We start from the raw sequence: 12359 nt of genomic DNA on the forward strand, positions 1-12359 counted from the left end.
CCGGAGAACACCCATGCTCAAACGCCCCTTGGCGCTCGCCGCCGGCCTTGTGCTGTCTTGCTGTGCCGTTGTCGTCCAAGCTGCTGAAGTGTTGCGGGTCAGCGCCATCCCCGACGAAGCGCCAACCGAACTGCAGCGCAAGTTCAAGCCGTTGGGCGAGTACCTGGCCAAGCAACTGGGTATGGAAGTGAAGTTCGTACCGGTGGCCGATTACCCGGCTGTGGTCGAGTCGCTGGCCGCCAACCGGCTGGACCTGGCCTGGCTGGGTGGCTTCACGTTCGTTCAGGTACACCTGAAGGACCCGACCGCCACGCCACTGGTGCAGCGTGAGCAGGACGCGCAGTTCACCTCCAAGTTCATCACCGCCAACCCCGACGTGAAGAGCCTGGCCGACCTCAAGGGCAAGTCGTTCGCCTTCGGCTCTATCTCGTCTACTTCGGGCAGCCTGATGCCGCGTTACTTCATGCTCAAGCAGGACAACATCAAGCCTGAAGAGTACTTCGGCCGTGTGGCCTACTCTGGCGCCCATGACGCCACCGTGGCCTGGGTGCAGGCGGGTAAGGTCGATGGCGGCGTGCTCAATGCCAGTGTGTGGCAGAAACTGGTGGATGCCGGCAAGGTCGATACCGCCAAGGTGAAAGTGTTCGCCACTACCCCGACCTATTTTGACTACAACTGGACCGTGCGCGGCAACATGGCGCCGGCGTTGAAAGAAAAGATCAAAAAAGCGTTCCTCGACCTCGACCCGGTCAATCCGGAGCACAAGGCTATCCTCGACCTCCAGGCCGCCAGCCGCTTCATCGAGACCAAGCCTGAAAACTATGTAGGCACCGAGCAAGCTGCGCGTGAGGCTGGCCTGCTCAAGTGACTGCTTCGAACGTGGCAATCCACCTGCATGGTGCCGGCCTGCGCCATGGCCAGGTGCGCGCGCTTGACGCGATCAACCTGAGCATCGAGCAGGGCGAGCGTGTCGCGATCATTGGCCCGTCGGGGGCGGGTAAGTCGAGCTTGCTGCACCTGATGGCTACGGCCATCCAGCCCAGCAGCGGGCGCGTGGAGTTGCTGGGTGAGCAGCCCTGGGCGTTATCCGCCAGGGCACGCCAGCGCCTGCGGGCGCGGGTCGGCCTGGTGCATCAGGCACCGCCCTTGCCACCGCGCCAACGGGTGGTGACGGCAGTACTGGCCGGCCGGCTGGGGCAGTGGGGGTTAACGCGTGGCTTGCTCAACCTGCTGTACCCCAGCGATGTGCCGGGGGCGCGCCAGGTGCTGGCTGAGCTGGGCCTGGCCGACAAGCTGTTCGTGCAGTGCGGGCAGTTGTCGGGTGGTCAGTTGCAGCGGGTGGGTATTGCCCGGGCCCTTTACCAGCGGCCACAGGTGCTGCTGACCGACGAGCCGGTGTCGGCCATGGACCCGGTGCTGGCCGACCACAGCCTGGCCTTGCTAAACCGCCATGCCCAGGCCAATGGCGTGACGCTGGTGGCGAGCCTGCATGCGGTGGAGTTGGCGCTGGCGCATTTCCCCCGGGTCGTCGGTATCCGCGAGGGCCAGGTAGTGTTTGATTGCCCGGCAGAAGCGGTCACCGAACACATGCTGGAGGCGCTGTACGCGAATGAACAACTGGCTTCGCCGCCAACCCAGGGGCCGATTCTGACGGTGCAGATCCCGCGATGCTGAGGGCCGACACCCGCGATCCGGCCTTGCTGCCACGGCTGCTGCTGGCCTTGCTGGGCGTGGCGATACTGTGGCCGGGTATCCAGTTGAGCGAACTGAACCCCGGAGTGCTGTTGCAGGCCGAGAACCGACAGCAGATCGCCAGTTTCACCAGCGCCTTCTGGCCACCCGCCCACGATGCCGATTTTCTCGTGTTGCTGTATGAAGCCACGCTACAGACCTTGGCCGTGGCCACCGCTGGCATGGCGTTGGCGTTGCTGCTAGCCGTTCCGGCGGGGCTGATGGCCAGTCGCGCCTTGTCGTTGCGTGCCGCCTCCCGTGGTGGGCGTGCAGGGCTTTGGTCGCGCCTGCTGCGCCTACCGGTGCGCGGGTTGCTGATCTTCCTGCGCAGCGTGCCGGAAATTGTCTGGGCGCTGTTGTTCGTGCGGGCCGTGGGGCTGGGGCCGACGGCGGGTGTATTGGCCATCGCCGTTACCTACAGCGGTATGCTGGGCAAGGTCTACGCCGAAATCTTCGAATCGGTCGACCAGCGCCCGGCCCATGCCTTGTTGCAGGCGGGCAGTGGCCGGCTGACGGCGTTTCTCTACGGCATTCTGCCCAATGCGGCGTCCGAGGTGGTGTCCTACACCGTGTACCGCTGGGAGTGCGCGGTGCGGGCCTCGGTGGTGATGGGGTTTGTGGGGGCGGGCGGGCTGGGGCAGCAGATTGACCTGTCGATGCGGATGTTTGCCGGGGCGGAAGTGGCCAGCATGTTGCTCACCTTCCTGCTGCTGGTGATGCTGGCCGACTTGCTCAGCCGCCTGCTGCGCTGGAGGCTGGCATGAACCGGGTCATCAACTTGTTGTTGCTGGGCGCCATCGTGTTGGCGGTGTTGGCCTCGTTCGCTTACCTGGAGCTGGACCTGCAAGCGCTGGTCGGTAACGGCGGGTTGGGGCAGATGGGCGAGTACGCAGGGCGCTTCCTGCATCCGGACCTGTCTACCGGGCACTTGAAGGCTGTGTGGCGCGGGGCGCTGGAGACGCTGGCCATGTCGGGTCTGGGCACCTTGTTGGCGATGGTCATGGGGATGTTGCTGGCACTGCCGGCGGCAGGGCGATTCGGTTGGCCATTACAGGGCGTAGCGCGGTTGCTGCTGAATGCTCTGCGCGCCATTCCGGAACTGGTGTGGGCTGCGCTGACAGTCCTGGCGGCCGGTCTTGGGCCCAATGCCGGCACCCTCGCGTTGGCGCTGCACACCGCCGGTGTTCTGGGACGCTTGTTTGCCGAGGCGTTGGAGAATGCGCCGCCGGAGCCAGCGGCAGCGATTCGCTTGCAGGGCGGCAGCCAGGTGGCCGCATTCTGTTTTGGTACCTTGCCCAATTTGTGGCCGCAGTTGCTGGCCTACAGTTTGTACCGCTGGGAAAACAATATCCGTATGGCCAGCGTGCTCGGCTTTGTCGGGGCAGGGGGCTTGGGGCAGATGCTGTACACCACGTTGAGCCTGTTCCAGGAGGCCCAGGCCAGTACGGTGATCCTGGGCATGCTGGTGCTGGTGTTGCTGGTGGATACGTTGAGTGATGTGTTGCGCCAGCGCTATGTGCGGGCCTAAGCGAGTTCCCCACACTGCGCTTCCCGTTGCATCGACTCCAGGTTCCGCTCGATCGTCTCGCAAATGGTGTCCATCTGGATCTGGTGCTCACTGAACTTGAATGGGCTCTGCAAATCCGTGCCGATTCGCTCGATGGCCAGCAACATGAACCCCACCACTGTCGAAGCCAGCGGCGTGAACCAGCCCAGCGACTCCACCAGCCCTATTGGCACGATCAGGCAGAACAGGGTGATGAACAGTCGCGGAAAATACACGTAAGGGTAGGGCAGCGGTGTATTGGCAATGCGCTCCATACCGCCTTGGGCATTGGACAGGTCCACCAGCGTCGATTCCAGCCGCGCCAGACGGATGCTGTCCAGCCGGCCGGCCTGGTATTCCCGCGCCAGCAAGGCCGCCGAGCCACCGAGAATGTCATTGGCAAAGTTGTTCGAGCGGTTGCGCCGTTCGAATTCAGCCGGCGGGATGAAGGCCATCAGTTCATCCGGGCAGCTCTCCCCCTTCAAGTGTGCAGCCAGGCAGTTCACATAGGCGATGTGCCGGCGCAGCAGGGTGGCCTTGACCGGGTTCAGGCCATCAGCCGGGTCATTGATCAGGTTTAGCGTCTGCCTTGCGAAGCTGCGCGAACTGTTCACCAGCGCCCCCCACAACGTGCGAGCTTCCCACCAACGGTTGTAGGCGCTGCTGTTGCGAAAACTCACCAGCACTACCAGCGCCGAGCCCAGCAAAGTCAGCGGGATCAGCGGCAGGGTGAACTTGCTGTTGAAGAACAGCATGAAATCAATGGTGACCAGCACATCCCAGATCAGCAGCCAGAACAGCGACCAGCCGATGTAGCCGATGGTCTTCACGACCAGGCGGTACTTGCGGGTGATGATGTCTTTCACGCGGGGGGCCTCGAAACGCGGGGGATGCAGAATCGGACGTCGAGGGGAGAGCATGGTTCGGTGCGGTTCGTCTGGGTGTATTACCAGACGTGTTCAGTGCCAGGCTTTGTAGGAATTGGACTGCAGTGTTTTAGGACCACAGTGAAATAGCCCGAGCCAATATCTACGTTGAAAAAGCCCGGGCAAGAAACGAACGGGTCACTCCCACAGGCACTGCACAAGTCTCAAAAGCGGGTTCACCCGCGAAGAGGCCATCAGCCTCACATCACAAGCCGCTTATCATCCGCAAACGCGCTCCGGAACCTGACTCAAGGCTTGGCAGCAACCGCCACATAGCCTTTGATCGAAGCCGGTGCCTGAGGCTTGCCCTTGTGCGCCGTCAGGTACTCAAAGCGCCGCCATTCCTTGTCGATCTCGTTGAACGACATGAACACGCTGATCCGCGCCTTGCCAGCCAGGTCCGGGCGCTTGCCGGCATCAATCTCGCTGGTGGGGATGATGGCCACATTGATGCCGACCACCTTGCCGTCATCGGCGAACACAGGCCCGCCCGACATGCCCTTGGTGATGGGGCCGTCGTGTACTGAATAGAAAACACTGCCTGGCGTGCCTTCAAGCCGCACCAGCGACGCCAGCGCATGGCCCTTGCCCTGCATCGGCATCATGAAACTGTTGAAACCCACCGCCGTCACGGCTTCGCCCGGCACATACTGGCGCCAATCCGGCACGTTGCTGGCCTTGTGTTTGAAGAACACCACATCACCGAGGCCCTCGTGGACCACGTTGCGCAGGAAGGGGGTGTGTTTGGCAGTTACGGCGTAATCCTCGTTCCACTGGATGGCGCTGGCCATCAGCAACATGGGCAGCGGGGCACCGGAGGTGACCACGAAAGCCTGGCTGTAGACGGGATCGGAAACGTACGAGGTTGGCACTCCATTGCACCCACTGAGCAGCATCATTGCCGCCATGCAGGGCGCGATTGTTTTCATGGGTCACACGGTGCGTGGTGAAAAGGGAGCGCAAATATGGCGAAGTGCCATTATGCTGACAATACTTTCGGAATATATCCGACGAGTGACAGGTTAAGCGCTAGCGCATATCGTGGCCAATAGGCTTCATGCATGGCTGGAGGCCCTGAAGTCATTGGGGCGGCGTCAAATTGACAAGGGGCTTTGGGCCTCCCGCGTTGTCTTCGTTTGGGGAATTGAAAGGACTCAAGAATGGTTGAAACGAATGCGCTCGTGCCTGAACTCATTGTCAGTGATATCGAACGCAGCCTTGCTTTCTACTGCGGAATACTTGGCTTCAAGGTCGAGTACGAACGGCCTGAAGACCAATTCGCTTTCCTGTCTTTTGGCGGCAGCCAGTTGATGCTGGAACAGGACTGGCACAGCGAATCACCTTGGCGCGTTGGCCCGCTGGAGCCGCCCTATGGGCGTGGGATCAACCTGTCTATCGCATGCCCTGATGCATTGGCTTTGGTTGCAGCGTTGAACGCAGCAGGGCATGGTCTGAGAAACCCGGTTGAAGAGCGCTGGTACCGCAGCGCTCACGTATTGATTGGCCAGCGCAACTTCCTGGTGCAGGACCCTGACGGGTACCTGCTTCGGTTTGCTGAGGATCTCGGTACCAAACCCGCCTGAGGCTGTGGTGGGCACAGGAATAATTGATCTGATAATCGTCATCATCTGAGGTGCCATCCTTGCACGTGTGGGAGCGGGTTCACCGGCGAATCAGACGCTGCGGTGGATGGCACCGGATTTGCCGGTGTTCGCGGCTAAAGCCGCTCCTACAGTGGCCGTGCAAGTTGCGATCTGTACGAGAGATCAAAATTCAGGCGAAAAAAAACCGACCATAAGGTCGGTTTTTTCCGGATCTTGGTGCCCCGAGGGAGACTCGAACTCCCACTCCTTTCGAAAACGGATTTTGAATCCGCCGCGTCTACCAATTCCGCCATCAGGGCAGTGGCGCGCAGTATAGAGAGCTGCCGCTGGTCGGTCAATCGGCTTTCATGGTCAATTTTCACACATTGGGCTAAACTTCCCGGCCCTGCCGAACCGAACATCATCATGCGCGTCGCCGATTTCTCCTTCGAACTCCCTGATTCCCTGATCGCCCGCCACCCGTTGGCCGAGCGCCATGGCAGCCGTCTGCTGGTGCTCGATGGGCCGACCGGCGCGCTGTCGCACCGGCAATTCCCCGACTTGCTCGACTACCTGCGCCCCGGCGACCTGATGGTGTTCAACAACACCCGGGTGATTCCGGCGCGGTTGTTTGGCCAGAAAGCCTCCGGCGGCAAGCTGGAAGTGCTGGTGGAGCGTGTGCTCGACAGCCACCGGGTGCTGGCCCATGTGCGTGCCAGCAAGGCGCCGAAAGAAGGCGCGGTCATCCTCATCGATGGCGGTGGCGAGGCCGAAATGGTCGCGCGTCACGACACGCTGTTCGAGCTGCGGTTCACCGAAGAGGTGCTGCCACTGCTCGACCGCGTCGGCCACATGCCGCTGCCGCCTTACATCGACCGCCCGGACGAGGGCGCCGACCGTGAGCGTTACCAGACCGTGTACGCCCAGCGTGCCGGTGCGGTTGCAGCGCCCACAGCGGGCCTGCACTTCGACGAGGCGCTGCTGGAAAAGATCGCCGCCAAGGGCGTGGAGCGGGCCTTCGTGACCCTGCACGTGGGGGCGGGCACCTTCCAGCCGGTGCGGGTCGACAAGATCGAAGACCACCACATGCATAAAGAGTGGCTCGAAGTGAGCCAGGATGTGGTCGATGCCATCGAAGCCTGCCGCGCACGCGGCGGCCGGGTGATCGCGGTTGGCACCACCAGTGTGCGTTCGCTGGAAAGCGCGGCACGTGATGGCGTGCTCAAGGCCTTCAGCGGCGACACCGACATCTTTATTTACCCAGGCCGGCCGTTCCATGTGGTCGACGCCCTGGTCACCAACTTCCACCTGCCGGAGTCCACGCTGCTGATGCTGGTCTCGGCCTTCGCCGGCTACCCCGAGACCATGGCCGCCTACGCGGCGGCGGTCGAGAACGGGTACCGCTTCTTCAGTTACGGTGATGCCATGTTCATCACCCGCAATCCGGCGCCACGCGGCCCCGAGGATCAAGCATGAGTCGCACCTGTCGAATGTCCTTCGAACTGCTGGCCACCGACGGCAAGGCCCGTCGTGGTCGCATCACCTTCCCTCGTGGCACCGTGGAAACCCCGGCGTTCATGCCGGTGGGCACCTACGGCACGGTCAAGGGCATGCTGCCACGCGATATCGAGGCCATTGGCGCCGAGATGATCCTGGGCAACACCTTCCACCTGTGGCTGCGCCCAGGCACCGAGGTGATCAAGAAGCACAACGGCCTGCACGACTTCATGCAATGGAAAGGCCCGATCCTCACCGACTCGGGTGGCTTCCAGGTGTTCAGCCTGGGTGCCATGCGCAAGATCAAGGAAGAGGGCGTGACCTTTGCCTCGCCAGTCGATGGCTCGAAAGTGTTCATGGGCCCGGAAGAGTCGATGCAGGTGCAGCGTGACCTTGGCTCGGACGTGGTGATGATCTTCGACGAGTGCACCCCGTACCCGGCCGAGCACGACGTGGCGCGCACCTCCATGGAGCTATCGCTGCGCTGGGCCCAGCGCTCGAAGAACGCCCACGCCGACAACACCGCAGCACTGTTCGGTATCGTCCAGGGCGGCATGTACCAGGACCTGCGCATGCGCTCGCTGGAAGGCTTGGAAAACATCGGCTTCGATGGCCTGGCCATCGGCGGCCTGTCGGTGGGCGAACCCAAGCACGAAATGATCAAGGTGCTGGATTACCTGCCGGGCCAGATGCCTGCTGACAAACCTCGTTACCTTATGGGGGTAGGCAAACCGGAAGATCTCGTTGAGGGTGTGCGCCGCGGCGTCGACATGTTCGACTGCGTGATGCCGACGCGTAATGCGCGCAACGGCCATCTGTTCGTCGATACAGGGGTGATCAAGATCCGCAACGCGTTCCATCGCCACGATGAATCGCCGCTGGATCCGACCTGTGACTGCTACACCTGCACCAACTTCTCCCGCGCCTATCTGCATCACCTGGACAAGTGCGGCGAAATGCTGAGCAGCATGCTGAATACCATCCACAACTTGCGCCATTACCAGCGCTTGATGGCCGGTTTACGCGAGGCTATTCAACAGGGTAAATTGGCCGCCTTTGTCGACGCCTTCTACGCCAAGCGCGGGCTGCCTGTGCCGCCTTTGGACTGACTGTTCGCACACATTATTAGAAAATTTACATTAGGAGTGCCCAATGAGCTTCTTGATCCCCGCCGCCTACGCGGACGCAGCAGCACCCGCCGCCGGCCCAGCCGGTACTGGCTTCGAGTGGATTTTCCTGGTCGGTTTCCTGGTCATCTTCTACCTGATGATCTGGCGCCCGCAGGCCAAGCGCGCCAAAGAGCAGAAGAACCTGCTGAGCAACTTGCAGAAAGGTGACGAAGTTGTCACCAACGGCGGCATCGCCGGCAAGATCATCAAGGTTTCCGATGACTTCGTGGTACTGGAAGTGTCCGACAACGTCGAACTGAAGTTCCAGAAGGGTGCCATTGCGGCCACCCTGCCAAAAGGTACGCTCAAGGCTATCTGAGTTACCGTTTTTTCTTTCCAGTCGGGGCGCGCAACGCGCCCCGCGTCTTGAACGGGCGGCGTGATGCTGAACAAATACCCTCTGTGGAAATATGCACTGATCGTGCTGGTACTGGTGGTCGGTTTCATTTATTCCGCTCCCAACCTCTACCCGGATGACCCTGCGGTGCAGATCAGCGGTGCCAGCTCGGCGCTGCAGGTGAACCAGGCCGACCTCGATCGCGTCAGCAAGGCGCTGGTCGATGCCAAGATCGCCGTCAAGGGCGCAAGCCTGGGCGAGAAGGGCAGCGGGCTGATCCGCCTGACCAACCAGGAAGACCAACTGCCAGCCAAGGATGTCGTGCGCAAGGCGCTGGGCGATGATTACGTCGTGGCCCTGAACCTGGCCCAGACTACCCCGCAATGGTTGCGCAATCTGGGTGCAAGCCCGATGAAGCTGGGCCTGGACCTGTCCGGTGGTGTGCACTTCCTGCTGGAAGTGGACATGGACAAGGCCATGACGGCCCGCATGAAAGTCTACGAAGGCGAGGTCAAGACCTTGCTGCGCAAAGAGCGCGTCCGCTACCGCAGCCTGCCTCAGCAGGATGGCGGCATCATGCTGGGCTTCGCTGACGATGCTACCCGCGAACAGGCGCGTGCCCTGATCCGCAAGAATTTCAATGACTTCGACCTGACCACCACCGAGCGCAACGAGCTTGCGGTGCTGCGTCTGGCGCTGACCCAGGCAAAAGTTGCCGAAATCCGCGAATACTCGATCAAGCAGAACCTCACCACCGTGCGCAACCGCGTGAACGAGCTGGGCGTGGCTGAGCCGCTGGTACAGCGCCAGGGCGCCAACCGTATCGTGGTCGAGCTGCCAGGTGTGCAGGACACTGCCGAAGCCAAGCGTATTCTCGGTAAAACGGCCAACCTGGAGTTCCGCTTCGGTGCCGAGCCAGGCGCGTCCAAGGCCACTACCGAGGTGTTCGAGTTCCGCGAAGGCGGCCGCTCCGCCCCTGTAGAGCGTGGCCTGATCATCACCGGTGACCAGGTAACCGACGCGCAGGCCAGCTTTGACGAGCACGGCCGCCCACAGGTGAACATCCGCCTGGATGGCCACGGTGGCGAGCTGATGAGCCGCGCTACCCGCAGCAACGTGGGTCGCAGCATGGCGGTGATCTTCATCGAGCAGAAGCCGGTCACCCGCTACGTCAAGCAGACCGTCGACGGCGTCGAGAAGGACGTTGCCGTACAAAGCTTCGTGGAAGAGAAGAAAATCATCAGCCTGGCGACCATCCAGTCGCCGCTGGGTAGCCAGTTCCGCATCACTGGCCTGAACGGCCAGGGCGAATCGTCCGAACTGGCCCTGCTGCTGCGTGCCGGTGGTCTGGCTGCGCCAATGTACTTCGCTGAAGAACGTACCATTGGCCCAAGCCTGGGTGCCGACAACATCACCAAGGGTATCGATGCATCGCTGTGGGGCATGCTGTTCGTCTCGCTGTTCATCATCGCCATCTACCGCGGCTTCGGCGTGATCGCCACCATCGCCCTGGCGGGCAACATGGTGCTGCTGCTTGCACTGATGTCGCTGCTGGGCGCCACCCTGACCCTGCCGGGTATTGCCGGTATCGTGTTGACCATGGGTATGGCGGTAGACGCCAACGTACTGATCTTCTCGCGTATCCGCGAAGAGCTGAACGCCGGCATGTCGGTACAGCGCGCCATCCACGAAGGCTTCAACCGCGCCTACACCGCGATCATCGACGCCAACCTGACCAGCCTGCTGGTCGGCGGCATCCTGTTCGCCATGGGTACCGGCCCGGTCAAAGGCTTTGCGGTCACCATGTCCCTCGGGATTTTCACCTCGATGTTCACCGCCGTCATGGTGACCCGTGCAATGGTCAACCTGACCTGCGGCGGGCGTGACATCAAGAAGCTGTGGGTTTGAGGGAGCTGCGATGAAAACCATCAACTTCATGGGCGTGCGCAATGTCGCGTTCGCCATTACCGTGCTCCTCACCGTGCTGGCGCTGTTCAGCTGGTGGCAGAAAGGCCTGAACTTTGGCCTGGACTTCACCGGCGGTACGCTGATCGAGCTGACCTACGAGCGCCCGGCCGACCTCAAGGCGGTGCGTGCCGAGCTGGTCGATTCCGGGTTCCACGAGGCTGTGGTGCAGAGCTTCGGCGCCACCACCGACCTGCTGGTGCGTATGCCGGGCGATGACCCGCAACTGGGTAACAAGGTAGCTGCTGCCCTGCAAAAGGCAGGCGGTGACAACCCGGCCACCCTCAAGCGTGTCGAGTTCGTCGGCCCGCAGGTAGGTGAAGAGCTGCGCGACCAGGGCGGCATGGGCATGCTCCTGGCCTTGGGCGGCATCCTCATCTACCTGGCCTTCCGCTTCCAGTGGAAGTTCGCCGTGGGCGCGATCGTTTCGCTGATCCACGACGTGGTGGTCACCCTGGGTATCCTGTCGTTCTTCCAGATCACCTTCGACCTGACGGTGCTGGCAGCGGTGCTGGCGATCATCGGTTACTCGCTGAACGACACCATCGTGGTATTCGACCGGGTGCGTGAGAACTTCCGCGTCATGCGCAAGGCATCGTTGATCGAAAACATCAACGTTTCCACCACCCAGACCCTCCTGCGTACCATCGCCACCTCGGTTTCGACCTTGCTGGCCATTGCTGCGCTGTTGTTCTTCGGTGGCGATAACCTGTTCGGCTTCTCGCTGGCCCTGTTCATCGGCGTCATGGCCGGTACCTACTCGTCGATCTATATCGCCAACGTGGTGCTGATCTGGCTGAACCTGAACAGCGAAGACCTGATCCCGCCGGCCAAGGCGGAAGGTGTGGACGAGCGCCCATAAAGGCTTGTCTCACGCCGTTTGGCTGCCCGAAAGGCGCGAGTATTGAACTCGCGCCTTTTTTTTTGCTCCAAGGCTGGGAGAAGGCGGGCTAACCCCCGCGGGTATGATCAGGAGGTTCATGTGAACAAATCAATGCTGGTGGGTGCGGTACTGGGTGCTGTCGGTGTAACTGCCGGAGGTGCTGTGGCGACCTACAGCTTGGTCAACAAGGGGCCTGAGTATGCGCAGGTCACCGACGTGCAACCGATCAAACAACAGGTAAAAACCCCGCGCGAGGTCTGCAAGGACGTCGCCGTGACGCGTCAGGCACCGGTCAAGGACCAGCACCAGATTGCCGGTACTGTGGTGGGTGCAATCGCCGGTGGTTTGCTGGGTAACCAGATTGGCGGCGGCACCGGCAAGAAGATCGCCACCGTGGCCGGTGCGGTCGGTGGCGGTTATGCCGGTAACAAGGTGCAGGAAGGCATGCAGGAGCGTGACACCTACACCACCACGCAAACTCGCTGCAACACGGTGAATGACATCAGTGAGAAGGTGGTGGGCTACAACGTGACCTACACCCTTGGCGATCAGGTCGGCAAGGTGAAGATGGATCGTGAGCCGGGGTCGACCATTCCAGTGGACAAGAATGGCAAGCTGATCCTGAGCGAGGCAGGGCAGTGATCTTGTTGCCTGTGCCGGCGATGAGGTCGGTGCAGGCAATGCAAAGTTGTCAGGCAAAAAAAAGCACCCCGAGGGGTGCT

Annotated in this window: 13 protein-coding genes and 1 tRNA gene; 11 read left to right on the forward strand and 3 right to left on the reverse strand. The window is 61.7% G+C overall.

What is annotated here, in order from left to right; genetic code table 11:
- The first annotated feature begins 13 nt into the window (after positions 1-13).
- The 4 genes from D906_RS17770 to phnE are packed head-to-tail and all read left to right on the forward strand — an operon-like array spanning position 14 to position 3259.
- Positions 14-868, forward strand: coding sequence for a putative selenate ABC transporter substrate-binding protein (locus D906_RS17770; protein WP_027615431.1), 855 nt, complete (start codon positions 14-16; stop codon positions 866-868).
- On the forward strand, positions 865-1674 hold the full coding sequence (locus D906_RS17775; protein WP_019098539.1) for a phosphonate ABC transporter ATP-binding protein: 810 nt from the start codon (positions 865-867) through the stop codon (positions 1672-1674). Before D906_RS17770 ends, D906_RS17775 begins: the two co-directional genes overlap by 4 nt.
- On the forward strand, positions 1668-2495 hold the full coding sequence (locus tag D906_RS17780; RefSeq protein ID WP_019098538.1) for an ABC transporter permease: 828 nt from the start codon (positions 1668-1670) through the stop codon (positions 2493-2495). The genes D906_RS17775 and D906_RS17780 overlap by 7 nt, the downstream gene beginning before the upstream one ends.
- Positions 2492-3259 carry a phosphonate ABC transporter, permease protein PhnE gene (phnE, locus tag D906_RS17785; RefSeq protein WP_019098537.1) on the forward strand — a complete coding sequence of 256 codons (768 nt, stop codon included), beginning with the start codon at positions 2492-2494 and terminating at the stop codon, positions 3257-3259. Before D906_RS17780 ends, phnE begins: the two co-directional genes overlap by 4 nt.
- On the opposite strand, the gene D906_RS17790 is transcribed toward phnE, so the two are convergent.
- Both D906_RS17790 and D906_RS17795 read right to left on the reverse strand, forming a co-directional pair.
- Positions 3256-4143 carry a bestrophin family protein gene (locus tag D906_RS17790; protein WP_027615432.1) on the reverse strand — a complete coding sequence of 296 codons (888 nt, stop codon included), beginning with the start codon at positions 4141-4143 and terminating at the stop codon, positions 3256-3258. The genes phnE and D906_RS17790 overlap by 4 nt on opposite strands.
- Before the next feature lie 308 nt (positions 4144-4451).
- Positions 4452-5099, reverse strand: a complete 648-nt coding sequence (locus tag D906_RS17795; RefSeq protein WP_020424245.1) for a trypsin-like peptidase domain-containing protein — start codon at positions 5097-5099, stop codon at positions 4452-4454.
- Between the two features lie 264 nt (positions 5100-5363).
- On the opposite strand from D906_RS17795, the gene D906_RS17800 reads away from it, so the two are divergent.
- Complete coding sequence (locus tag D906_RS17800; RefSeq protein WP_019098535.1) at positions 5364-5786, forward strand: VOC family protein; 423 nt, start codon at positions 5364-5366, stop codon at positions 5784-5786.
- Positions 5787-6021: 235 nt separating this feature from the next.
- Here D906_RS17800 and D906_RS17805 read toward each other — a convergent pair.
- Positions 6022-6106 (reverse strand) — tRNA-Leu (locus D906_RS17805).
- A 106-nt stretch (positions 6107-6212) separates the two neighbouring features.
- Between D906_RS17805 and queA the strand changes: the two genes are divergently transcribed.
- From queA to D906_RS17835, 6 genes are all read left to right on the forward strand, one after another.
- Positions 6213-7262 carry a tRNA preQ1(34) S-adenosylmethionine ribosyltransferase-isomerase QueA gene (gene queA / locus D906_RS17810; protein WP_016713217.1) on the forward strand — a complete coding sequence of 350 codons (1050 nt, stop codon included), beginning with the start codon at positions 6213-6215 and terminating at the stop codon, positions 7260-7262.
- Positions 7263-7276: 14 nt separating this feature from the next.
- The gene (tgt, locus tag D906_RS17815; RefSeq protein ID WP_014589748.1) at positions 7277-8392 is read left to right on the forward strand and encodes a tRNA guanosine(34) transglycosylase Tgt; all 1116 of its coding nucleotides are present in this window, start codon (positions 7277-7279) and stop codon (positions 8390-8392) included.
- Positions 8393-8435: 43 nt separating this feature from the next.
- Positions 8436-8771 (forward strand): preprotein translocase subunit YajC, encoded by a 336-nt coding sequence (gene yajC / locus D906_RS17820; RefSeq protein WP_016713216.1) that lies wholly within the window; start codon positions 8436-8438, stop codon positions 8769-8771.
- Positions 8772-8834: 63 nt separating this feature from the next.
- Positions 8835-10697: a protein translocase subunit SecD gene (secD, locus tag D906_RS17825; RefSeq protein WP_016713215.1), complete on the forward strand. Its 1863-nt coding sequence runs from the start codon at positions 8835-8837 to the stop codon at positions 10695-10697.
- 10 nt (positions 10698-10707) lie between these two features.
- Positions 10708-11616 carry a protein translocase subunit SecF gene (secF, locus tag D906_RS17830; RefSeq protein WP_016713214.1) on the forward strand — a complete coding sequence of 303 codons (909 nt, stop codon included), beginning with the start codon at positions 10708-10710 and terminating at the stop codon, positions 11614-11616.
- Between the two features lie 120 nt (positions 11617-11736).
- Entirely contained in the window at positions 11737-12279 is a 543-nt protein-coding gene (locus D906_RS17835; RefSeq protein WP_025753813.1) for a glycine zipper 2TM domain-containing protein, read from the forward strand.
- Positions 12280-12359 lie beyond the last annotated feature (80 nt).

It is taken from the genome of Pseudomonas sp. LAIL14HWK12:I1 (assembly GCF_003202095.1).
Taxonomy (GTDB): domain Bacteria; phylum Pseudomonadota; class Gammaproteobacteria; order Pseudomonadales; family Pseudomonadaceae; genus Aquipseudomonas; species Aquipseudomonas monteilii.

Coding starts and splice junctions, on each gene's coding strand:
- phnE (WP_019098537.1), top strand. CDS start 2,492: ATGAACCGGGTCATCAACTTGTTGTTGCTGGGCGCCATCGTGTTGGCG.
- yajC (WP_016713216.1), top strand. CDS start 8,436: ATGAGCTTCTTGATCCCCGCCGCCTACGCGGACGCAGCAGCACCCGCC.
- D906_RS17780 (WP_019098538.1), top strand. CDS start 1,668: ATGCTGAGGGCCGACACCCGCGATCCGGCCTTGCTGCCACGGCTGCTG.
- tgt (WP_014589748.1), top strand. CDS start 7,277: ATGTCCTTCGAACTGCTGGCCACCGACGGCAAGGCCCGTCGTGGTCGC.
- secF (WP_016713214.1), top strand. CDS start 10,708: ATGAAAACCATCAACTTCATGGGCGTGCGCAATGTCGCGTTCGCCATT.
- queA (WP_016713217.1), top strand. CDS start 6,213: ATGCGCGTCGCCGATTTCTCCTTCGAACTCCCTGATTCCCTGATCGCC.
- D906_RS17795 (WP_020424245.1), bottom strand. CDS start 5,099: ATGCTGCTCAGTGGGTGCAATGGAGTGCCAACCTCGTACGTTTCCGAT.
- D906_RS17770 (WP_027615431.1), top strand. CDS start 14: ATGCTCAAACGCCCCTTGGCGCTCGCCGCCGGCCTTGTGCTGTCTTGC.
- secD (WP_016713215.1), top strand. CDS start 8,835: ATGCTGAACAAATACCCTCTGTGGAAATATGCACTGATCGTGCTGGTA.
- D906_RS17800 (WP_019098535.1), top strand. CDS start 5,364: ATGGTTGAAACGAATGCGCTCGTGCCTGAACTCATTGTCAGTGATATC.